Origin of the sequence: Tenacibaculum sp. Bg11-29, from assembly GCF_002836595.1 — a bacterium.
Classification (GTDB): domain Bacteria; phylum Bacteroidota; class Bacteroidia; order Flavobacteriales; family Flavobacteriaceae; genus Polaribacter.
Genome location: NZ_PJBB01000003.1, coordinates 996,454 through 1,018,161 on the forward strand (window position 1 = coordinate 996,454; position 21,708 = coordinate 1,018,161).

Here is a 21,708-nt window from a genome sequence, read left to right on the forward strand (position 1 = left end):
AAATCAAATTAAACTTAGCAAAGTGGCAAGCTCTTTTGGTTTTTCTAAAGGAATCATATGACCACAGTTTTTAACAAAAAGATACTTTCCTTTATGTGTTTTGTTGGTGAATTCTTTTAAAATTGTAGCTGAAGCGAATAGATCATTTTCAGCGGCAATAAATACTATAGGTATATGTAATTCAGAAACTTGTTTAGCTATGTTTAGTCTAGAAGAGGTGGCTTTTAATTGACGAATTAAAACAGGTTTTCCTAAATCGGTATCCATTTTTTTTATAACAGATATAATTGCTTCATTTTTATAATTTCTGGGATGTAAAAATTTTTGAATTCTTTGTTTTGAGATTCCTTTATACGTGTGTGTTTCTAAAAAATCAATAGTACTTTTTCGTAATTGAATCTCCTTTTCATTTAATCCGTTAACATTTGCAGCAATAATTACTAGTTTTTTTATTCTTTCAGGATAATGAACCGCAAAGTTTAATGCAGAAAATCCTCCTAAAGAAAATCCGACAATTATAGCGGGTTCTTTAATTTTAGCATGGATAATGTTATTTATTTCATCAAAAGAGGTTGCCGAAGTAATATCAATATGAATAGGTGCGATGTTTTTTAAGTTAGGGAAAACAAATTGCCATAAATCAATTGTACACATGGTTCCTGAAATAAAATAGACCTTTCTCATTATAAATTTGAATTCTTATTATCTTTAAAATTTACAATTAAACAAAAAACAACAGATTAAACTAATTAAAACAACTAGTTTTTATGGAGTTTCGACTATGAAGACAAAAATAACGTAACATATTTGTTATTTCATTAGTTTAGGAAATTCATTCAAGCAGCCAACCACCACGGTATATATAATTAAAAATAATTATGGTAAATAACCTATTTAGAACTTTTTAATTCGGTAGTAGATTATAATTTAAATTTAATTTATTGTGGACGAATTATTATTGATTTAATGACTAAGAATGCCTCAATTAGTTGAAATTACTAGCTAATAATTTCAGCGAAGAACCAGAAATTCTGAGCGTAGTACTAATACCTAGCTTTATTTTATTTATACGCCCTAGTAAGCGTGTTGCTTTAGATAAAGCTAAATTACTGATGTCTCTATTTATTGGTTTAAAATTAGAAGATTTTTCAATAAGTTTTTTATATCGTATCTCTAATCTGGTGGTGGTTTTATCGGTTTCAAGTGCAGTTGTCATAAATTTTAAATTTTAATATTCTACTAAATATAGTGAAAATATTATGTTTTACAGTCAAGTAGTAGAGTCTATTCGTTAAAGTACTCTCGAAATATATTACTTATAACTGAACAACTTAGATGTATTCTTTGTTTTAAAACTTACCTATTACTAGATGAGGAGTGCATAAACTAAAAATTAAGAAAAAAGCAGATTAAATACTCCTAACTAGCCTCTTTATATTGATAATGATTTAAAATGTAATAACTATTTGATTTTATTAATAAGGAGTAACCCGTTTAATATAAATAGGAAATGTGTTTTTTTAACTTTGAAAACACAGGTTATCATAGATCAACTGTTCACGTAATGCAAGAAATAAAATATACTTTTTGCAGCTATTTTTTATAATTAGAATTCACTAAACATTTATTATTTTTCCATTTTCCTTTTAAAGACTCTTGTGAGATAGATGTATTCTTGCAGGTTAAGAAATTACCGTTATTGTCTTTTTTAATTACTTTTAATTTTCCTGAATGAATAGCATTTATAACCTTGTAAATTAAGCCGATTTTAGACGATTTAGTGTTATTTTTACTTAAAGAAAGACCAATTTCATTGTTAAATAAATCCATAGTTGTGGCTATTTTATCAGGAATAGTGCCATCTTCCAATTTGTTTTTTTTGTAGGTTCTGTAGTTTTCCTTCTCGTGTGCTTTACCTAAAGAACGTGCAGCATTTTTACCTATTTCTTGTCTTAGACTAGCTATCCAAAAAGCATGACGAAAAGCATCTACTTGACCGCCAGAAGCATCACCATCTAATAAAGGTGAGTTTTTAATAGAGTCGGCAACTCTATAAGCTTCTTTCGAAATAATTTGTGCTTTTTCCGCTTTAAAAGGATGGAACAATACCCACATTCTTTTAGAAGGAGATAGTTTTTTAAATTTTTGCCAATTAGATTGAGAAAAGGACGAAGTACTTATGAGGATAAATAAGAGCACAAGTTTTTTTAACATGTAAGCACTAGTTTTTATTATTAACTTGTTCTTGTAATTCTACTAGTTTACTCTCTAAATCATGTAATCTATCATAAACGTCAACAGGTTCAGGCATTTGTTTAGAAGCGAACATGGTAACATACCAAACTTCCATAATTTCCTCAGCATTTATAGTGTACATAGGGTAATTACCATCTTTGTTGTCACTTTTTAAAATAAGTTTGCCTCTTTCTTTAATTCTATTAATCACACGTTTTAGTACTATCCCATCATTTTTAGTAACAATAATGTATACACGACCATCTTTTATGTCGCTAAGGCTTTCTACGTATTTACCAAAAACAAGATCACCATCAAAAAAAGTGCGTACCATAGAGTTTCCTTGTACTTCAAAACAGCGAAAAGTACCATTGTTTAAGTGGGGCATGTTAAAAGATGGTAGCTGTTCTATGTAATTTGAATCTCCATAGCCAGTTAAATAACCAGCTCTAGCTTGTATAGGTACGTATATTATATTTTCATTCCCTGTGTTATTTACTGCAACAACTTGTGGGACTCCAGAATATGTTGGATTATTTTTTACGTCAGAAGTTAGCATTACTTCACTTTTTCCGAATAAATAATCAGGATTAATATTAAATTCATTGATAATAGCCGTAAGTACATCATACCCTGGTTTGGTCTTTTTTCTACTTCCGTCTGCCTGTGGTCTCCCATTAATTATGCTGTCTACAGTGGTTCCTGTAACGCCAATTCGTTTTGAAAAAGAAAAATTATTTAAATTAAAAGTGTCTCTAATTGTTGTTATTTTTTCTGAGATCTCCATATCTGCTATATTTCAAAATAAGTTAAACAATTTACAAAATAAATCAAACTTTTGTTTTGTTGTTTTTGTAAAATGTGTTATATTTGCAATGTAATTAATCGCAAATATACGTAAAAACTTTAAAAATCAAACATTTGTGTAGTTTTAGCGATTGTTTTTTAAGATTTCAACTTGATTTTCTTCACTTTTTTGAAATCTATACTCGTTTATTCAAACATTCTTTTGAATAAAATCCACATCAAGAAAAAAGAACTGTTAGAAAAGCAACTAAACAGGGCTCTTTTTGAGCTTGATTAAAAATTAATTAAAATTTTAAAAAAATGAGTAAAAAACCAATCAAGTCAAACCTATTTAGGTTTGTAACATTACGTAGTCCGCAATTAATTGAAGACAAGGAAATAGGGTTTGTTTCTTTTCCGGAAGGGCAAAATTTAAACAACAAGGCGCTTGCGTCTGTTAAGGGGATGACAACGGTCTCGGCAAGAAAAGCAGCTTTAAAAGGTGCTTATAATGTAGACTTTACTCCAGTAGCAGGTAGGAAAGGAATTAGAAACGAGCATAAACATTTGTATGAGTTTACTGGTTGGTTAATGCGTAATAAATCGTATTTATCTTATGCCAGTATAGAAGCTAATTTATTTGGTGCTAACGTACTTAGTTTAGAAGAAGAGCTTGTTATTTGGAATAATTTATTTTACCAAACAATACATAAAGAATCAATATCAGTTCGAGAGCGATTAATTCAATTATTAATCACGAATCAATTTTTAAAAGTTTTTATTGCTTTTAGAGGTAGTTTTTCTTCGGAACAGGGTGGGGAAATTGTGTTTACAGATGAAAATGAAAAAGAATTTGTGCGTAGAGCTAATGCGAGTGTTATTATTCCTAAAGAGATAATTATTTCTACGCAACAACAGTCAAAAACAACTGTTGCAAAGCCTTCTTTAGAAGCATCAAATTATATGCAGGCCAATTTAGAAGTAGCGTTGGCTAAAGACAGAATTAGGCAGAAAGAAGCATCGTTAAAAGAATTAGCGCAGGTAGAAGTTGCTTACAAAAAAGCAGAAAAATTACGATACGATGCAGCGTTAAAGATTTATGAAACGACTATAGATCAAATTCAGCAAGACGCGGTGCCAGAAATACAGACAATAGTAGATTCAAAAACAGGTTTTCAGAAGCAGTCAAAAACGTATCCAGAATTACAATTACCAAAATTTGAATTTGAAAAAGAGGCAGAGCTTGTTAAGAGCGATGGAGCTGCTTTTTCAGTAAAAACATTAGAATTGTTAAATTCTGATGAGCTGAAGGTGTATGATACTTTTTCAGAGGTAAAAACGGCTTTGAATAGTAGGGTAAAGAAGGAATATCAGTTAGTGTATCAAAAAACTCCACAAGATGTTAAAAAAGTAGCTATAGCGGGAGCAAAAATAATTGTAGACCCGATGAAAGGGGGGCAATTGTATTCTTTTACAGGTATGGTAATGCCTTTTAGAATAGGGAACAAGAGTGCTATGTCTATGAGTTTAAATGCTGGGTATGCTAATGCGTCTGTTACAGATGTCACTTATGAGTTGAAAAAAACAGATGGAACGTTAGTCGCTTCTGGTACTGAGGTTAGGGTGTTTACAGGTTCAAGTAATTTAGTAAACCTAAGTTTTTTTTCCGATGGAGAAAACTTGACTTCGGGAATGCGTGTTTTTTCAGGGAAGTTAACATTAAGTAATGGTGTAAAGTTAGAATTTAATACAGCATTATTTGTAGATGTATTAGATAATTCAAGGTCTATTGAAGGTCGTGGGTTTATGAGTAATTATTCTGGTGTTGCTACAAAAGTTGTGGCTAGTGAAGGTGCTGCGAGTACAGGTGGTGATATTCTTACAGGTGATATTTTAGAAGATGCGGGAGATGGTGTTTTATATGGTATATCGCAATTAGGAATTGCAGATTTTAGACGTGTAGAGCAAGAGGTGTGTTGTTATGTGCCAGGTGAAGTGTCGCATATCGAAAATATTATGGCGCGTGAGTATAAAGAACGTTCTACAAGAAATTTAACATCTGCTGAACAAACAACAGAGAAAAGTTCAGAAAAGGAGGTTGAAAATTTAACTGATACTAGTTCTACTGAGCGTAATGAGTTGCAAAGCGAAACATCGTCTATTGTAAGTAGTGATAATGCAACTAGTTTTGGAGCGAATGCAAGTGTTAGTGGAGGTATTGGTGTTAAGTTTAGTGCTGGTGCAAATTTTAATTCATCATCATCTAATTCAGCTTCAAATTCTAATTTAGAAGCGCAAACCTATGCGCAAGAGGTTACAGAGCGAGCTTTAGAGCGTGTGGTGCAAAAAGTAAGTACAAAGCGAACTTCTAGGGTTTTAAAAGAATTTGAAGAAAATAATACCCATGGTTTTGATAATAGAAAAGGTGATAAGCATGTTACGGGGGTATATCGTTGGGTTGATAAGATTTATAAAAATAAGTTAATTAATTACGGTAAGCGTTTAATGTATGAATTTTCTTTGCCAGAGCCAGCTAAGTTTTTTATCGAATCATATTTGAAAAATGATGATGAAGATAAAAAGACAAATGTTGGGTTGATTATTCCTAAAGAGCCAATTCATCCTAGTAAGTTAGTGATTGGGGTGAAAAATGCGAGAGATTTAAATGAAAATAATTACCAAAGAATTGGATCTATATATAGTGCGGGTGTTAAAGCACCAATTGAGAGTAGTGTAAAAATAGGTAAGGCATTTAAGAAAGATGATGGGAAGTATAATGCTTCAGGTTATTCTTCAGATGAGATAAAAGTACCTAAAGGTTATTCGGCGACAAGAGGGACAGTATATTGGTCTATAACTCAAAAAACGAATAGGAATACCAATTTATCTATAGGGTTAGGAGATGAGCTAAGGAGAGTTGTAGGGAATAACTCTGTTAGTGGGGGTCATTATGATTTTTCAGATAGATATATAGATTCAGTGCCGTTTTCATATCATACTTGGGAGATACATTCGGGTAATTTTAATGTGACAATTCATTGTGAAAGAACTGAAGAGGTATACGAACAATGGCAAAACGAAACCTATAAAGCGATTATGGATGCTTATAATGAGCGTTTACAGGAATATAATGAGTTTATTGTAAATCAAAACATAGGAAAAGAACCTAGTGAAAAGAAAAAGGAATTAAGCTCTCAAATTAATCGTGGTATTGAAAAACGTGAATTAAAACGTATTGCGATTGATTTAATAGCTAAAGCACATAGCGTTGAGGTTTCTCGGAATAATTATCAAGAAGATGGTGGTAATATTGATCATAGGTATGTGGCTAGGTCTTCAGAGTTTGATGAGCATGCTAAAGCTGTAAAATTCTTTGAGCAAGCGTTTGATTGGGAAATTATGGCCTATACATTCTATCCGTATTTTTATGGAGCTGATGATAATTGGGATGCAAATTTTGAATATAACGAAGGTAATGACCCTATTTTTCAAGCCTTTTTACAAAGTGGTATGGCTCGTAGTGTGGTACCAGTACGTCCTGGCTTTGAAGAGTCAGTAAATTGGTATATGAAAACTGGTGAAATTTGGAACGGACAAGGTATGGTTACCGATACCGATGATGATTTATATGTTTCTGTTGCTGAGGAAATGCAAACGATTGAAGGTGAGGTAGAAGGTGTTTGGGAAACTCGTGTGCCTACTTCTTTAACTGTTTTGCAAGCAGATTCTGTTGCTTTGAATGAAGGAGGTTTACCATGTAATCCAGATTGTGGAGAAGGAGGTATGTTTGATTCTGTAAAAACATCACCCGACGGTGTTGATTTTGATATTGTTGGTAAAAACAACAATGTAACATAAGTGTATAAGAGGTTGTCTAAAATAGAATCAGTAAACGTCATTAAGAAAGAGGTGTGATTTAAGTAATTTTAAGATTTTAAAAACTGCTTTATTTCATTAAAAATGAGAATCTTTTAGATAGCCTTTTCTGTACAAGCAATCGCAAGCCCACCTGTAAAAAAATAGCAAAACTTATAGTAGTTATTAATTCCTTCTTCTCTTTGTAGCGAGGAGGGTTGGGTGTGGTTTGTTTTTTAATAATTAATAAAAACAAAAAATATGCATGCTCATGAATATGGATCCAAGCATTTTAAACATAAAACCAATTTTAAAGATTTGGTGGTGTTTTCAGATGTTCAGCAAAATAAAATAAAAGAAACAACAGTACCAAGTTCTAGTGTATATGTTGAAATAGAAAAAGGAGTGAAGAGTCCAGATAAGTGGTTGCTTCATTTTAATAGTAGATTATCTGGTGAATACGGTGATTTTTTTCTAGAAAACAATCCGCCTTATGGAGAAGTAAGTAAGCTTCAATACGAGGAAAATGATGATAACTTCGCTTTTATTCAAGAGAATATAGCTGATTTTCAAAACGGAACATTACCGTATTACAAAATTAACGAGAAGTTTTATATACAGCTTGATAATAGTATTGATTTAGAAGAGGTAATTGTAAATGCAAATCCATCACCATTACCTAGAGATGTAAAGAGTGTCGAATATGATGCTTTTGTAACGGTGTTTATTTCTGAAGACGGAGCACAGCTTTTGCAAGCTTATGAAGCTGTTAAAAAAGTAGGTGCACACGAGGTAGTTATTTTTATAGAGCGTAGCTCGGGAAGTAATTTATTTGGTACCGTATTTAGAATAAAAAAAGGAAAAAATGTAAATACACTTTTAGAAACGAATAGAATTCACATTGCGGAAATTGCCAGAGCGTATGGTGTGGATATTATTGCGAATAAGTTAAGTAAAATGATAGAGCAGGAGCTAAAAAAAACCAAGGAAAGTAATTTTTATTTGGTGTTGGCTACTGGGGGAAGAATGGTACGTTGGGGAGCTGATGTGACTTTTAGTAATTCATCAAAATTCTTAAAAAGTACAGGAGAAGAAATTGGAAAATTAAAGCTGGGTGATAATTATTGGAAAACTGAAATAGAAGGGAAAGAAAACCCAAAGTACGATCCGTTATTACCAAAGCTTAAAATTAACGAAAGTTTTTCATCCGAAAAAATAGCAAATTCAATATACAAAACCTATGTAACTCCGTTAGAAGGAGTTGTTGCTTCGTTTGCAGAGCGTTTTAATAAGCATTGGTTGTTTAAAGAGTTGATGCCTTTTAAGGTTGATTATATTACCAAGTTGCTTCAATACATTCCTAGTGTGGTTAAAGATTTTTTAGATGGAGTGAAAGAACATTTGCAAAACAACTACGATTTTATTAACGGTTTACTTGTGGGGCTTATTAATAGTATTATCGATTTTTTTAAATCTTTTTTTGATATTTTAGCTATCTTAATCGATGTTTTAAATGGTGTCGTTCAAGCAGGAAAGTTCTTTGAAAAACCAGGGCATTACCTACGCTTATTAGCAGAAGGTTTTGAAAATTTATTAGATTTAGTAGCGAGCGTTTTTACGGTAGAAAACTTAAAAGCATTAGGGCAATTTTTAATAAGTATGCCAATAGCAACAGCAAAGTTATTGCTAGGGTTGTTTACAAAAGCGTCAAATGCAAAAATAACAATAGATCCGGGTGCTATAGGATATTATCTAGGGTTTTTAGTTGGTTTTATAGCTTCTGAAGTGGTAATGTTTTTTGCTACGGGTGGTACAGGTACTATCGCAAAAGGGGTAAAAGCAGTATTTAAATCGTATAAAGAATTGCTGAATATGGCTGCCAGAACAGTAGCTAAAACAGCTACGGTAACGGTTAATACGTTTTTAACGATAATTCAAAAACTAAAAGAGCTTATTAAAAACCTGCCAAAACATTTAAATACTTTAAAAGGATGGATTGATGAGTTTGTTGATAAATTGATTAAGGTAGCTAATCAATTATTTAAAGGTTTTGAGGCTGTTTTAGAATTATTATTTGATTTAGGAGTTGTGATTGTACAGAAGTTAGATCCTGAAACAGGAAAAGTTTTAGTACAAGGAGCGGATGGAGTAATATATGCTATAAAACAAGCTGATAAAACTATTTTTGAAGGAAGTAAAACTGCCATTGAAGGCTTTCTAAATAAAATTGATGATATTAGTAAAAGTGGTGGAAATGCTAAAAAGAAAGTTCAACAACATTTGGATGAGGTTTTAGAAAGAAGGAAATTTAATGATTTTGACGGGGGAATTTTGCTTTCTGAAAGAGTTTTAAAAAAGAGAATTAAAAAACTTTTACAAAAATATAAAAACTTCAATTTAGAAGTTCGTTTTGTTGATGAGACTACTAATGTAAAAAAACTCAAAGATTGGAATGCTCGTAAAGTTTTAGGTAGTTTTAAGCAAGGACCTCCCCCGACACTTTTCTTTAGAAAGGAGGTTACTGAGCTTACTTGGCAACATGAACTCTGGCATTTAGAAGATTTGAAGCGTTTAGGAACTAAAAAGTTTTACCAAACTTCTAACTGGAAACATGAAGAAAGTGTTTGGAATAAAATTTGGAAAACTAAAAATAAATGGACTGAGGAAGAGTTAGTTGACTCTTATTTTTATTATAAAAAAACAGCTAGGGGTGAAATAGGAACATGGAATAGAATACAAGAAATGGAAGAATTACTTGAAAAACCTTATTATAAAAATATAAGATATAAAAAATAATATTATGGAACTAAGTTTAGAAGAAGTTTATTTAACAGAAGAAGAGGCTGTTGCATTAGCAAGAAAAGCGTTGAAAGATATTGGTCATTGGGAAGAATTTAAAATTGAAAAAGGACGTGTTTTTGAAAAAACACCACCTTATGATTATAATCATTGGTTAGTAAGTTTCAATTTTACTAAAGACGATTGGAGAAATGGAGAGGTTACTCCTATGGTGGTTGTAAATGACGAAGATCAATTGGTAACGTTTGTTTCTTGGAAAAAAAGTAATTTTTTACTTTCTTATAATGAAAGTAAGGATGAATATTATCATTCAGAACTAAGCAGGTGATTTAAAACAGGTTAATGATAGTTTTCAAAATTACTACCTTTTGTTTTTAGAAAAAATATCTCCAAAGCACCTAGGTGTTTTAAAAGGATGGATTGATGAGTCTGTTAAGGTAGCCAGAGCTTTTTCAGAGAAGCCTTTTCAAAAAAGGGGTATAACAGATAGTAAAAAAAGAAAAGCTATATTGGAAGAGTATACTTGACATCACCTAGATGATTTAGATGAAGGTTTAATGTGTACAATGCAATTGGTTCGTAGGGAGGCTCATGAGGCAACCTACAAGCATTTTGGCTCGGCAGGACAATCAGTATTTTCAATTCCATTAACAAAATATTTATAATGAATAATTTTTATTTGACCAAAGAGAAAATCAAAAGTTAAGTTTACCTGAAACATATAAAAAACATATGTTGATGTTTAATGGAGGTGCTCCTGAAAAAGAATATTTTAAAGGGGTAACTATAGCTCATTTTAATCCAATTAAAAATGGAAGAATAACATTAGGAAATCAGATTAAATCTTTAAAGGATTTTCTACCTGTTGGCTACCTTCCTTTTGCGTATGATCCAGGAGGAAATCAAATATGTATGGATTTAAATGAAGGAGTTAGTTATGGTAAGGTTTATTATTTACCTATGGATATGGGGGGTATAGGACCTGAGTTTCTTGCAAATTCTTTTGAAGAATTTTTAGATGGACTTTCTTTAAATAACGATTATTAGTGATTTAAATCTTCTAAAAATTAAAGAAAATGAATGAGTTAACAAAAACAATTAAAAAAGATGTGAAATACATGGAAAAAAACCCATGTAAATGACCCTATGAAGATGGTTTTTTTTTTGATGAGATTGAGAAATTATTATTCAAAAATTCAGAAACAACCATTACTGTTCTTAAAGAGTTATACCTTTTATCTGTATAATGGATAAGTTCAACATTTTAAAAAGTGTCTTATGAATTATAAAGTAAAGATTTTATTAATTGTTTAGAAGAGTTATTAGAAAAATTCTCGCCAGATATTAATGGTTTTAAAAATGAAGTTCAAGAAGCAAGAGAAGCTTATTATGGTAACTGATTTTAAGGAATTGTAACTTTATAATTAAATATTTATGGGAAAAACCGTCTAGAATTAATTTTCTAGGCGATTTTTCTTTGTTAAAGAAGGTTTTAACTATCTAAAACTATGTTTTTACTTACAGATTCTAGTGAAAAATCAACGAATTCTTATTTTAACAAAATCATATAAGTATTTAAAACATATGTTTGTATTTTGTATGGAAAAACTATGGAAATTACAAAGATAGACTATGAACGATTGTTTAAAATAACAAGAATACAAAATACGATTAGCCTGTCTGGATCTATGTCCTTTGTAAATGGAGAATTCTCAGAAGAAAATTTCGAAAATGAGGTGTTTCAGATAACATTTTTCACTCACATACAAGGTGTGTTAAAGGAGTTTAACTTGCTTGTTGTTGCTAATGAGTGTATTGATAAAGGGGAAAAGGAGGGTTTACAAAGAAAGTTGGGCATTGCAATAGAAGGTGACGGAATGTGTTTTAAGATATGTGCTTACAAGCAAGCTTTTAAAATGCAGTTCGATACCTTAAAGAGCACTTTTTTAAATACCCATTCGGTTAAAAACGGACTGGTATTGTTTGGTGAAAACAACTATTATAAACATTTTACAAAATAAAATGTAATTTGTTTTGTTTTGACTTGTAATATGTTGTATATTTGTCTTGCTTTTCTAATAGTTTATTATTTATTAACCTTTAATGTTACGCAGAGACTAAAAAATGAGATTAAGCTATATCCAGTTAAGGAGAGAAAGAAAAAGAATCTAAAATTTAATAGTTTTTATCTGCTAGCATTAACATAAAAAAACAAAAAAATGTATGAATAGTTTAATGTCAACAGCGTTATCGCAATACGGAGTAAAAGAAGTAAAAGGAGCTAAAGATCATCCACAAATTATAAATTACTTTGTATCGTTAGGGTATGATCGATCAAAATTTAAAGACGAAACCGCTTGGTGTAGCGCCTTTGTAAATTGGGTAGCAAAACAAGCAGGTTATGAAAATTCAAACAAGTTAACAGCACGTAGCTGGTTAACAGTAGGTACCTCTACTATGGCTCCAGAACAAGGAGATTTAGTCGTGTTATGGAGAGATCATCCAAATAGTTGGAAAGGGCATGTAGGTTTTTTAGTTAAAGAAACCAATCGATATGTGTATTTGCTAGGAGGTAATCAAGGAGATAGTGTAAGTATAAAAGCATACCCTAAAAAAAGAGTGTTAGATTTTAGAAAATTAAAAAAGAATGGATAAATTTTCACATCTCATTTTTTGGCTTTTAGCTTTATTGTCGCCTTTAAATGGAGTGTTAACTACCATGGTATTACTAATAATAGTTGATTTTATTACAGGGTCGTATGCAGCAATTAAAAATAATTTTCCTATTCGTAGCATACGATTTGGACATACGGTTTCTAAGTTTTTTATATATAACCTAGTAATTATATCTGCTTACTTTTTAGAAAAACACATTGTAAACGAAGTGCCGTTTTTAAAAATAATAGCAGGCTTTATTGCTGTTACTGAAATTAAATCAATTTTAGAGAATTATAATAAAATTTATGGAGTAAACCCTTTTAAAGCATTGCATAATTTGTTGAAACAAACAGGTTTGCAAAGTACTTTAGAACCATTATCCAAAAAACAAAAAAAGAAAGAAAAAGTTTAGTCGCTAGCATCTAGTTTTTAGCGCCTCTTTTTATCAAAAATTAATAATTAAAACAGATAAAAAGAACAAACATGAAACAAAACAAAGAAACATTAAAAAAATACTTTGAAACAGGTGATAAACCAACACAAGAGCAGTACTCAGATTTAATTGATAGCTATGTAGATAGTAAACAACCAGAAGGAGAAGCGAATCGTAGGTTTGTAATTGATGAAATGGGTGAAGTAATAGTGGTTAAAGGATTGCAGATTCCAGAATATAAAGAAGGAATTAACATTACTATTGATAATTCAGATCCCTTACAACCTATTATCAATTCTACAGGTGGTGGTGGCTCATTTGTACCATATATAGGAGCCATAAGTGATGTTAACTTAGGTAATAATTTAATTCAGTTAGGTAAAACAGAAACGATACCAAATAAAGCGGTTCACAGGTTATACTTAAAAGGTAATGATGGAAAACCATTATTCAGAACTCAAGAGCAAAGTCCTCATTCAAGCGCCCCTATTTTGGTTTTTAATCCTAAATCGTATGGTTTTGGAGAAGATGCGTTACAAAATAATATAGGTAATGATGACACCGCTTTTGGGAGAAACTCTTTACAAAATAATGAAGCTATAAGATCTAATGGAGTTGGTAATAATTCTCTTAGGAATAATAAGGGAGGAGATAATAATGGAATTGGTTATGATAGCCTATTAAATAACGACGGGTCTAACAGTAATGGAATGGGTACAGGTTCTTTAAGAAACTCTAAAGGCTCTAATAATAATGGATTTGGTAGGTATGTAATGAGTGGTAATGAAGGTGATAGAAACAATGGTTATGGTTCTAATTCTTTAGAGTTAAATAAAGGAAATAATAATACAGCCAATGGCCATACTTCTTTAAGGGTAAATACTTCGAATGATTCTTCTGGACATGGATTTGAGAATTTAATTCTTAATGGAGGTGATAAAGCAAGTTCAGTTGGTAGTGGAGGTATGATAAATAATGAAGGTGAAAATAACTCTTCATTAGGTTTTAACTCTTATGCTAATTTTGATGAGGATGTTTCTAAGGAAAAAAGTGCGAGTGCTGTTTTTAATGTGTCAAATAGAATTATTTGTACTGCACATGGTTATGGAGCTGTTGGGGAACATGTTAATCTTAAATTGAAAGTACTAGTAGGAAACACTCCTCCTCCTATTATTCCTAAAGGAGAAAAAGTATTCAAGTTTAAGGTCATAGATGAAAACACTTTAGATAGTTTAATAGGTGGAGGATTTCAAAATGGAGCAGGAGTGTATAAAATAGTATCGCAATTTGTGTATAATAACTCAACTTCTTTAGGGGCTAATTCAAAACCTACTAAATCTAATCAAGTAGTTTTAGGAGATGATAACATAATAGAGGTGACCACAACAGGTGATTATATTAGTACAAATGCAGGTAAGGGTGTAATACTTAAAACACCAGATGGAGCAAAAGATTATAGAGTTAGTATTGATAACTCAGGAAACATTGTAACGACCCAAATTATATAAAAATACAGCCTTATTAATAAAACAAAAAGTTTAGACGCTAGCATCTAGTTTTTAGCGTCTCTTTTTTATCAAAAAAATAATTAAAAACAGATAAAAAAGAACAAACATGAAACAAAACAAAGAAACATTAAAAAAACACTTCGAAACAGGCGATAAACCAACACAAGAGCAGTATACTGATTTAATTGACAGCTACATTGATAATAAGCAACCAGAAGGAGAACCTAACCGAAGGTTTGTAATTGATGAAACAGGTGAAGTGAATGTAGCTTCAGGACAAGAAATATCAGAATACACTTTGTCTGGAACATTAGAAAAAAAATTAGCATTATTAAAAAACGGAGTTATTAAAGAAGAAATTGATTTAACAAGTTTTATTGATAAACCTATTTTAAAAATAACTAAAACACTTACAATAGCTGATTTAAATACAGCAAGTATTTACGAATTAATACCTGCACAGGGAGAAAATACTTTACTATCAATACATAAAATCGTTTTTGATGTAAGTATAACTTCTTCATATTTAGGGGTTTCTACAGAACCAATTTTTGAAACTGATATTAACGCTGAGCATTATACAGGGCAAAGTGCGTTTATGGATATAAGTAAAGTAGATAGGAAAATAGCAATAAGAAAACCAACAAGTAGTGATCTTTCAATTAATACCTTCAATAAACCTTTAACTATAAAATCAAAGGTAACAGGAACAGGAGGGAATTTAACAGCTAAAATAACTGTTTTTTACTCCGTAATTAAAGTTAAATAAGACAAAAAGTTTAGTCGCTAGCAATAGTTTTTAGCGCCTCTTTTTTATCAAAAAAAATAATTTAAAAACAGATAAAAGAGAACAAATATGAAACAAAATAAAGAAACATTAAAAAAACATTTCGAAACTGGTGATAAGCCAACACAACAACAATATGCTGATTTAATTGATAGTTATGTAGACAGTAAACAACCCGAAGGAGAAGCAAACAGAAGGTTTGTAATTGATGAAACAGGGGAAGTGAGTGTGGCTTCAGAAAAAAAAGAGCCAGTATATAGCTTATCAGATATTGTTGCGAATAAACTGTCATTATTAAAAGACGGGGAAGTAGTTAAAGAAATTGATTTAACATCATATGTTGATGATACTAATTTATCAAGATTGGTTAGTGGTAGGGTAGATGAAAATGGATTGGCAATTTTTACACGCGATGATAATTCAACGTTTACTTTAGATTTAAATAGTTTAAAGGGGGCAGCGATTCAATATGAAGCAGGAATAAATATTTCTATTGACAACGCGAACCCTAATAGACCTATAATAAACTCTGAATTAAAAGAAGATATAAGGTATGAGGCTTATTTTGGAAACGATGGCAGTAAAAATTCTACTAAAACGATTTCAATAATACCAAAAAATAGTATTTTTTCTAATTATAATTTAGCAGTTAAAAATGAACCAGTCATATTGTTTCCTAGAGTGAATTATGGACAGGTTGAGATTATTTTAGATGTGATTATTCATACCCAAAATAATAGTCCTATTAACATTATAACTAAATTTAGAGTGTCAGGTAATGCAGATAACAATACTCTTACTACGAATTTTCTAAAATCAACTATGTTATCGAATACGATAAAAGATTTAACAGTTAATGTAGGTAAATTTACAATAGAAGGCCGTACGCATTTAGCTGTTAATTATGTTTCAAATGAAAAATCAATTGATGATTTCAATAGTAAGGTTAAAATTATTGTAAATAAAGTAATACTAACTCCTTTAAGTAACTCTGTTGTAGATAATTTTGGAAATGAGCTATATAATAATATTAGTTATGCACCTCTTGTAAAAGGAACGTTTAGTGTGCAAAAAACTATAAAAGGTGATGAATTATTACCTAATTCGAAAGAGTTAAATACAGATTTGTCTTACAATGCAAATACAAGAACCATTGTTTCTAGTACAGGAGAAGATGCGATATTACCAATAGCAAATGCAGAAAATGCGGGTTTAATTAAAGCAAACTTCTATGAAGAAGGGGTTTTTACACCTGTCGTTTCTGGTTATACTTTTTCTAATTCTTACTCGAGGTATGTAAGAATAGGTAACTTAGTTAAACTAGATATTACTTTATCTGGGGTTAATGGTTTGATTTCTAGTGCTTTTAAAATAAGTTCTTTACCTTTTTCAACATTGGTAAATGCTAGTGGAAGTATTGGGGCATTTTCAAATTCTAGTTTGACTTTAGAAGAGTTAGAGAAACTTATATGTTGTCAAAGTGTTGGAGCTGGAGGATTGATTTTCGCTTATTTAGATAGAGATATTCAGATACAAAACATTTCGTTTACCAATGGAACTATAAGGGTTTCAGTGTCATATATAACAAATGTTTATACACCATAAACTTAAAACTAAAGTCAAAATCTAACCCTTAACAATAGTTTTTAGTCCCTATTTTCCCCTTTAATACTTAGTGTTTTTTTTGTCATTCTGATGAGGTTCTATACTTGTTTACCACATTTTTGGAATGACAAACACTTTTTAAACCTAGAAAACAACATGAATTTTTTAAATAATAAAACCGATAGATTTCTATTGGGTGTCATTATAGTGCTTTTATGTATCAATCTATTTTCAAAAAGAACAAATAAAACAGCGATTGAAAAACCTAAAATCACGATCATAAAAGATACTATCTGGCAAACTAAAATAGATACATTAAAAATACAAACAGTAAAATATAAAAAAGTATATGTTCATAAAAACGATGTAACTAAGATAGTAAAAGACACCCTTTTTATAAAAGATACCACAAATTTTATAGCAGCCAAAATATACCGAGATACTCTAAATAATACCGATGTAGAAATTTATAGTTACAATTTGGTAAAAGGGAAATTACTAGGTAGCCAATTAGCCTATAAATTGAAAGTACCTAGAGAAATTACCATTACTAAAACAATTGAACATCCTAAAACGTATCGTAGCGGACTATATCTGTTCTCTGAGGTTGGTGGCAATACTCAAACATTCGATAACCTAACCTTTGGGGTACAATACAACCGAAAAGGAAAGTGGTTTGCGAGTTATGGAGTAAACCTTGCAAATAAACAACTTACACATAATATAGGAATAGGATGGCGATTGTTTGATTAAAAAAAGAAAAAGAAATGATAACATTAACAACAATAGAAGATTTAATTAGTTATTTAAAAGTTGGTGATTCAAATAGTAAAACTAATCAAGAAATACTGATTAAAAAAATAACACAAGAACCTACTTTTAAAGAAGAAACAATAAGTTTTCAAGATTTTGGATTGCAATATAAAAGAGTTGATGTTCCACAAAAACTATATTTAGATAAGGATAATAGAGCTTTTGTAAAACGAGAGTATTCCACAGGTGTTTTTTACAGGCCGATTACTTATGATAAAAACCTAGATTTATATGCTGAGCAAGAGATAGAAAATTACATTACAGAAATAATTATTCCAGATAAGTTATATAGTGATGGTTATGAATTTTATGTAAATCAAGAGGATACTTTAGTTGCTTCTATTCAAATGGCAACCTTAAATAGTTTGAGTAACTATGCCGCTTTCCAAGCAAGTACTTTTTCCTATTTAAAAAGCTACCCTGTTGTTCCTTATAAGTATACAAGTGTATACGGAAATTCAATAGCAGATACGATTAAAGTAGTTGCGAACACTAAAAGTAACTTGATTCATAGATTTCCTGTTATTTCAAAATCATTTGGAAGTGGCTTTAGCTATTGCTTATCGTATTATTATAAAAAAGATAGTAATGAAATAAGAGGTATAGCCCCAACGGAAGAAGATTACCCATTTATAGGGCTGCGTATTTATTGTAAAAACATTACTACAGTATTGCAGTTTTTAAACGAAACAATCTTTAACTATTACAATGAATATACAGATTACTAATCTAAATGGCGTAATTTATTTTTAATTAAACTAATTGAAAAAATAGCACCTGCCTATAATAATAGTAAGTTACATAATAAAGCAGCTATTGTATATCATTTAGCGCAACCGTTATATTATGTGTTTAATATTGATTCTCTTTGGAGTTTACTGGAAGATTTATCTAAAGGATATGTACGTAATTATTTAAGTATTAATGATGAAGATTTAATTATAAAAACATTACGAATACTTTATTTTAGGTACACATATAAGCAAAAAACAAAAACCATAGATGGCTTAAAAGTACTAGAAGAGAAAGACATTGGAAGTAAAGAAATAAACGATCTTTTTATTAAAAACTTATTAATTAGAAGAGCAGATAAAAAAATACTTTTATACAAGCTAATTGATGGTTTAGATGGAGAACATTTTCAAACCTATGTCTATTTTATTTGGAGTATCTGGAAAAAGAGCTCGTATGCGAATATTGATCCCAAAACCAATAAATTAATAGCTATTACTGATAAATCCCCTGTAATTTTAGCATATCAATCTAAGAAAATTTTAGGGTTTCATTCTGATAATGCAACCATAAACTGGAAGGGCGACCAACCTCTAATAGATATTTCTGTTAATATAAAAACAGGTGAATTTGAAGAAAAAACGATAGAAAGAGAAGATGGCGATTAAAAAATAATAGTAGAAAAGCAAGAAAAACACCAATATAGCTACCATCCGTTTTCGCCATTGATATTACAGAATGGTAAAAACCCTGCATTTCTATTAAAAGACAAAGACCAAAAAGAAGGCGTTCGTTTTACAAAGCTACCTGCATTCTTGTTATATGCAAATGAACAAAAAGCTTTTTGGGAAAATGTATTGACAGGTGTAGAATATGGAGTTGATATACTAACTACTGTATCAGGTGTTGGTAATCTGATAAAAGTAGGGCGTTTAGTAAAACTCCTTAAAAACGGAAAAACCTTACTTTATAAAACCAAACAAGTAACTACAGCAATTGCAGCAACAAAGGCAGTAGCTGGTGTAATTGAAGTAAGTTCAGGAGCCGTAAATACTTTGTTAAAACTCACTAGTATTGATGATACCGAGCTAGGGAAAAGTATTTCTAAATACCTTTTTTATCTAGAAATGATAGCGTTGACTGGTGAAGTTTCGGTGTTTTTAAAAGGAAAACTCAAAACTACTGCAAGAGAGCTTTTAGGAAATCCTAAATTTGAGAAAAACTTAGATGATTTAGTTAAAAAAGGAGAGATTGACGTGGCTGTTAAGAGAAGATCTCTCAAAGAAATAAATGAATTAGCAGAGAATGTTGGAGATTACAGTTCAAGATTGTCTAAACAAGTTTCAAAAACTTTAGATAAAGCCCCATATAAAATTAAAAAATTTGAGAATCAATTTAAATTAGAAGAGAATGAATGGGGTGGTGTCTATAATAAAAGAACTAAGTTTGAAGCACAGCATACTTCTAATTTAGAAGGGGAAATTATATGGCCAGATTATATTTTAAATAATATTGAAAATTGTATTGTTACACATAATCACCCTTTAGGAACGGGCTTAAGTATTGAAGATCTTAAGTTTTTTATGAGTAATAGGCTAGTAGAACTAAGAGCTGTTGGTCCAAGCGGAGGTGTTTTTAGTATTAAAAACGGTAATATAACTGATGGAAATAATATTAAGTTTATAAATTATGAAAGAGAACTAGTTAAGTTAGATTTACAAATAAAATCTATAGAGGAAAAATATAAATTTGCTTATAGTATTTCTGTAGGAAATACAAGTAGAATAGATGCCAAAGTGTTTAATGAAATATTTGATTTAATAAAAGACAAAATAACATATACTAATTATATTAATTAAAAAATAACAGCAATGAATACATATATAAATTTAGACTTTTTGTACTATCAACGAAAGTTGGTTTTAGACGGAGTAGATCCTAAAGAGGAGCAGTACAAGCAAATTGTAAGTTCATTTAACAAAAAAATGAAAGAGTGTGAATTGAACAAGGCAGTTCAATTAATTATACTCGGCTACAAGGAAAAATATGCTCAATATAAGTTTTATGGAGGGTGTTTTTATGAAATAAAAACTCCTATTATAGATACTGAATATCCAGATTATTTAGGTATGAATGATTTTTATATGCCCAAAGAAGAGATGAAGCGTAAAGATATTGAGCATTTGATACTACGTATTTTTAAGGATGATTATGAAAAAACGAACACAAGGTATTTACAAGAATTAGAATTAGTATTTACTGAATCACAAGATTTAAATGATACAATAGAAAAAACTTTAAAAGGTAAAGTATTTTCAAAAAAAGAATCATCTGAATCTATAATTTTTACTGTAGAAGATTCTCCTATCTCTGAAATAGAAATTACTTCTAAAAAATTTATTTTAAGAACTAATCCAGATAAATGGAAAGCGTATTATTAAAACATTCTAAAATGATAATTTAAAGCATGTTAACTGATAAACAAATGCGAAATATCGCTGACAGATTATTAAAAAAGAAAGAGAAATCATCGAATATCCCTGTGATTTCCCTTGAAGAATGGACTATAAAAAAGCCTTATGGAAATATATATATGGTAGTAAAAAACATTACGAAACAAAAAATGATGATTATGCTATCCTAGGGAATGCTCCTTTTTTGGTAGAAAAAGAAACAGGTAGAATTATTCAGTTTGGTACAGCTCATTCTACAAAAGAATATATACAGCAATATGAAGAAGATACTTATATATATGTTGATGATAGCATTATAGAACCTGAAGATATAGAAAATTATTAGAAGGGAAATAGTGCTAAAAATATGGTTCTTAAAAAATTATATTTAAAAAAAAGGTGTGTTTATTTCACGGATTGCAAATCCGCGCCATCGGATTAAATAAAAATAATAGAATGTTAACAGATAAAGAAATGCTAGAAATAGCAGAACGTTATTTAACTAAATTAAAAAGCGAATTGGAACTTAAATTATATGATGATTATATAAAAAAGGAATATGGTAATATTTATTATTATAATACCAAAGAATGTTTTTTGGGTAACCCAAATAAATCATTAGCTGGAGGAGGTCCTTTTTTAGTTGAAAACACAACAGGAAGAGTTGTTTCTCTTGGAACCTTAAACCTTGAAAACACCTTAAAAAAGTATAAAAATGGGTCATTGGAACCAAGCTTAGACCTGTATTGGTACCCTGCTGAAGATAGATATGATTATAAATAATTAAAATATTTTATAAAACTGTAAAAGGAGCTTGCTAATAGTAAGTGCCATTTTTAGTCATTAGAATTATCTATGGGAGTATATTTGCTTAAAACATTTAAATTGCTACAAAAAAGAAATAACGATGGGATTAAAATATATCAAACAACTAAAAGATACCCCAAATTTAAGTAGTCGAATTCCCTTGAAAGGTCTTGGAGGTAATACAATAATAGAGATTAGAAAATATAGATAAGTAAAAGATTTTTATAAAGAAATTGA

At 30.3% G+C, this 21,708-nt stretch carries 21 protein-coding genes and 2 pseudogenes; 19 read left to right on the plus strand and 4 right to left on the minus strand.

The features are described 5' to 3' along the window. Window positions 1–3 precede the first annotated feature (3 nt). The 4 genes from CXF68_RS04445 to CXF68_RS04460 all read right to left on the minus strand — a co-directional run bounded on the left by CXF68_RS04445 (window position 4) and on the right by CXF68_RS04460 (window position 3,022). The gene (locus CXF68_RS04445; RefSeq protein WP_101043158.1) at window positions 4–684 is read right to left on the minus strand and encodes an alpha/beta fold hydrolase; all 681 of its coding nucleotides are present in this window, start codon (window positions 682–684) and stop codon (window positions 4–6) included. Window positions 685–985: 301 nt separating this feature from the next. After that, window positions 986–1,216: a hypothetical protein gene (locus tag CXF68_RS04450; RefSeq protein ID WP_101043159.1), complete on the minus strand. Its 231-nt coding sequence runs from the start codon at window positions 1,214–1,216 to the stop codon at window positions 986–988. Between the two features lie 377 nt (window positions 1,217–1,593). Then, on the minus strand, window positions 1,594–2,214 hold the full coding sequence (locus CXF68_RS04455; RefSeq protein ID WP_101043160.1) for a hypothetical protein: 621 nt from the start codon (window positions 2,212–2,214) through the stop codon (window positions 1,594–1,596). Between the two features lie 7 nt (window positions 2,215–2,221). Next, window positions 2,222–3,022, minus strand: coding sequence for a LexA family transcriptional regulator (locus CXF68_RS04460; protein ID WP_028888326.1), 801 nt, complete (start codon window positions 3,020–3,022; stop codon window positions 2,222–2,224). A gap of 320 nt (window positions 3,023–3,342) precedes the next feature. Here CXF68_RS04460 and CXF68_RS04465 point away from each other — a divergent pair, with 320 nt between their 5' ends. From CXF68_RS04465 to CXF68_RS04550, 19 genes and pseudogenes are all read left to right on the plus strand, one after another. After that, window positions 3,343–6,879, plus strand: coding sequence for a hypothetical protein (locus tag CXF68_RS04465; protein ID WP_101043161.1), 3,537 nt, complete (start codon window positions 3,343–3,345; stop codon window positions 6,877–6,879). 258 nt (window positions 6,880–7,137) lie between these two features. Next, window positions 7,138–9,672, plus strand: coding sequence for a zincin-like metallopeptidase toxin domain-containing protein (locus CXF68_RS04470; protein ID WP_101043162.1), 2,535 nt, complete (start codon window positions 7,138–7,140; stop codon window positions 9,670–9,672). 4 nt (window positions 9,673–9,676) lie between these two features. Continuing rightward, on the plus strand, window positions 9,677–10,003 hold the full coding sequence (locus CXF68_RS04475; protein ID WP_101043163.1) for a hypothetical protein: 327 nt from the start codon (window positions 9,677–9,679) through the stop codon (window positions 10,001–10,003). Window positions 10,004–10,043: 40 nt separating this feature from the next. Then, entirely contained in the window at window positions 10,044–10,202 is a 159-nt protein-coding gene (locus CXF68_RS20490; protein ID WP_157821852.1) for a hypothetical protein, read from the plus strand. A 12-nt stretch (window positions 10,203–10,214) separates the two neighbouring features. Further along, window positions 10,215–10,340: pseudogene (locus CXF68_RS21170) on the plus strand (HNH endonuclease); the annotation flags it as partial. 46 nt (window positions 10,341–10,386) lie between these two features. Beyond that, window positions 10,387–10,722 (plus strand): annotated as a pseudogene (locus tag CXF68_RS04485) (SMI1/KNR4 family protein); the annotation flags it as partial. A gap of 563 nt (window positions 10,723–11,285) precedes the next feature. Next, the gene (locus CXF68_RS04490) at window positions 11,286–11,696 is read left to right on the plus strand and encodes a hypothetical protein (RefSeq protein ID WP_101043166.1); all 411 of its coding nucleotides are present in this window, start codon (window positions 11,286–11,288) and stop codon (window positions 11,694–11,696) included. 202 nt (window positions 11,697–11,898) lie between these two features. Next, window positions 11,899–12,330, plus strand: a complete 432-nt coding sequence (locus tag CXF68_RS04495) for a TIGR02594 family protein (RefSeq protein WP_101043167.1) — start codon at window positions 11,899–11,901, stop codon at window positions 12,328–12,330. Next, window positions 12,323–12,745 carry a phage holin family protein gene (locus tag CXF68_RS04500; RefSeq protein WP_101043168.1) on the plus strand — a complete coding sequence of 141 codons (423 nt, stop codon included), beginning with the start codon at window positions 12,323–12,325 and terminating at the stop codon, window positions 12,743–12,745. Before CXF68_RS04495 ends, CXF68_RS04500 begins: the two co-directional genes overlap by 8 nt. Window positions 12,746–12,816: 71 nt before the next feature. Beyond that, complete coding sequence (locus CXF68_RS04505; RefSeq protein WP_101043169.1) at window positions 12,817–14,274, plus strand: hypothetical protein; 1,458 nt, start codon at window positions 12,817–12,819, stop codon at window positions 14,272–14,274. Window positions 14,275–14,380: 106 nt separating this feature from the next. Next, complete coding sequence (locus CXF68_RS04510; protein WP_101043170.1) at window positions 14,381–15,043, plus strand: hypothetical protein; 663 nt, start codon at window positions 14,381–14,383, stop codon at window positions 15,041–15,043. Between the two features lie 87 nt (window positions 15,044–15,130). Beyond that, entirely contained in the window at window positions 15,131–16,666 is a 1,536-nt protein-coding gene (locus tag CXF68_RS04515) for a hypothetical protein (protein WP_101043171.1), read from the plus strand. 156 nt (window positions 16,667–16,822) lie between these two features. Then, window positions 16,823–17,419 (plus strand): hypothetical protein, encoded by a 597-nt coding sequence (locus tag CXF68_RS04520; protein ID WP_101043172.1) that lies wholly within the window; start codon window positions 16,823–16,825, stop codon window positions 17,417–17,419. 14 nt (window positions 17,420–17,433) lie between these two features. After that, window positions 17,434–18,207: a hypothetical protein gene (locus tag CXF68_RS04525; protein WP_101043173.1), complete on the plus strand. Its 774-nt coding sequence runs from the start codon at window positions 17,434–17,436 to the stop codon at window positions 18,205–18,207. 120 nt (window positions 18,208–18,327) lie between these two features. Continuing rightward, the gene (locus CXF68_RS04530) at window positions 18,328–18,879 is read left to right on the plus strand and encodes a hypothetical protein (RefSeq protein ID WP_101043174.1); all 552 of its coding nucleotides are present in this window, start codon (window positions 18,328–18,330) and stop codon (window positions 18,877–18,879) included. A 57-nt stretch (window positions 18,880–18,936) separates the two neighbouring features. Next, on the plus strand, window positions 18,937–20,070 hold the full coding sequence (locus tag CXF68_RS04535; protein WP_101043175.1) for a hypothetical protein: 1,134 nt from the start codon (window positions 18,937–18,939) through the stop codon (window positions 20,068–20,070). Window positions 20,071–20,082: 12 nt separating this feature from the next. Further along, window positions 20,083–20,652: a hypothetical protein gene (locus CXF68_RS04540; RefSeq protein WP_157821853.1), complete on the plus strand. Its 570-nt coding sequence runs from the start codon at window positions 20,083–20,085 to the stop codon at window positions 20,650–20,652. Window positions 20,653–20,770: 118 nt separating this feature from the next. Further along, the gene (locus CXF68_RS04545) at window positions 20,771–21,010 is read left to right on the plus strand and encodes a hypothetical protein (RefSeq protein WP_101043177.1); all 240 of its coding nucleotides are present in this window, start codon (window positions 20,771–20,773) and stop codon (window positions 21,008–21,010) included. A 110-nt stretch (window positions 21,011–21,120) separates the two neighbouring features. Further along, window positions 21,121–21,447, plus strand: a complete 327-nt coding sequence (locus CXF68_RS04550; protein WP_101043178.1) for a hypothetical protein — start codon at window positions 21,121–21,123, stop codon at window positions 21,445–21,447. The last annotated feature ends 261 nt before the right edge of the window (window positions 21,448–21,708 follow it).

What these genes read in the sequence shown, in the direction of transcription:
- CXF68_RS04445 (WP_101043158.1), bottom strand. Translation starts at nt 684, where the DNA reads ATGAGAAAGGTCTATTTTATTTCAGGAACCATGTGTACAATTGATTTA.
- CXF68_RS04495 (WP_101043167.1), top strand. Translation starts at nt 11,899, where the DNA reads ATGAATAGTTTAATGTCAACAGCGTTATCGCAATACGGAGTAAAAGAA.
- CXF68_RS04545 (WP_101043177.1), top strand. Translation starts at nt 20,771, where the DNA reads ATGGACTATAAAAAAGCCTTATGGAAATATATATATGGTAGTAAAAAA.
- CXF68_RS04450 (WP_101043159.1), bottom strand. Translation starts at nt 1,216, where the DNA reads ATGACAACTGCACTTGAAACCGATAAAACCACCACCAGATTAGAGATA.
- CXF68_RS04510 (WP_101043170.1), top strand. Translation starts at nt 14,381, where the DNA reads ATGAAACAAAACAAAGAAACATTAAAAAAACACTTCGAAACAGGCGAT.
- CXF68_RS04455 (WP_101043160.1), bottom strand. Translation starts at nt 2,214, where the DNA reads ATGTTAAAAAAACTTGTGCTCTTATTTATCCTCATAAGTACTTCGTCC.
- CXF68_RS04490 (WP_101043166.1), top strand. Translation starts at nt 11,286, where the DNA reads ATGGAAATTACAAAGATAGACTATGAACGATTGTTTAAAATAACAAGA.
- CXF68_RS04460 (WP_028888326.1), bottom strand. Translation starts at nt 3,022, where the DNA reads ATGGAGATCTCAGAAAAAATAACAACAATTAGAGACACTTTTAATTTA.
- CXF68_RS04465 (WP_101043161.1), top strand. Translation starts at nt 3,343, where the DNA reads ATGAGTAAAAAACCAATCAAGTCAAACCTATTTAGGTTTGTAACATTA.
- CXF68_RS04505 (WP_101043169.1), top strand. Translation starts at nt 12,817, where the DNA reads ATGAAACAAAACAAAGAAACATTAAAAAAATACTTTGAAACAGGTGAT.
- CXF68_RS04540 (WP_157821853.1), top strand. Translation starts at nt 20,083, where the DNA reads ATGAATACATATATAAATTTAGACTTTTTGTACTATCAACGAAAGTTG.
- CXF68_RS04500 (WP_101043168.1), top strand. Translation starts at nt 12,323, where the DNA reads ATGGATAAATTTTCACATCTCATTTTTTGGCTTTTAGCTTTATTGTCG.
- CXF68_RS04525 (WP_101043173.1), top strand. Translation starts at nt 17,434, where the DNA reads ATGATAACATTAACAACAATAGAAGATTTAATTAGTTATTTAAAAGTT.
- CXF68_RS04550 (WP_101043178.1), top strand. Translation starts at nt 21,121, where the DNA reads ATGTTAACAGATAAAGAAATGCTAGAAATAGCAGAACGTTATTTAACT.
- CXF68_RS04475 (WP_101043163.1), top strand. Translation starts at nt 9,677, where the DNA reads ATGGAACTAAGTTTAGAAGAAGTTTATTTAACAGAAGAAGAGGCTGTT.
- CXF68_RS04520 (WP_101043172.1), top strand. Translation starts at nt 16,823, where the DNA reads ATGAATTTTTTAAATAATAAAACCGATAGATTTCTATTGGGTGTCATT.
- CXF68_RS04515 (WP_101043171.1), top strand. Translation starts at nt 15,131, where the DNA reads ATGAAACAAAATAAAGAAACATTAAAAAAACATTTCGAAACTGGTGAT.
- CXF68_RS04470 (WP_101043162.1), top strand. Translation starts at nt 7,138, where the DNA reads ATGCATGCTCATGAATATGGATCCAAGCATTTTAAACATAAAACCAAT.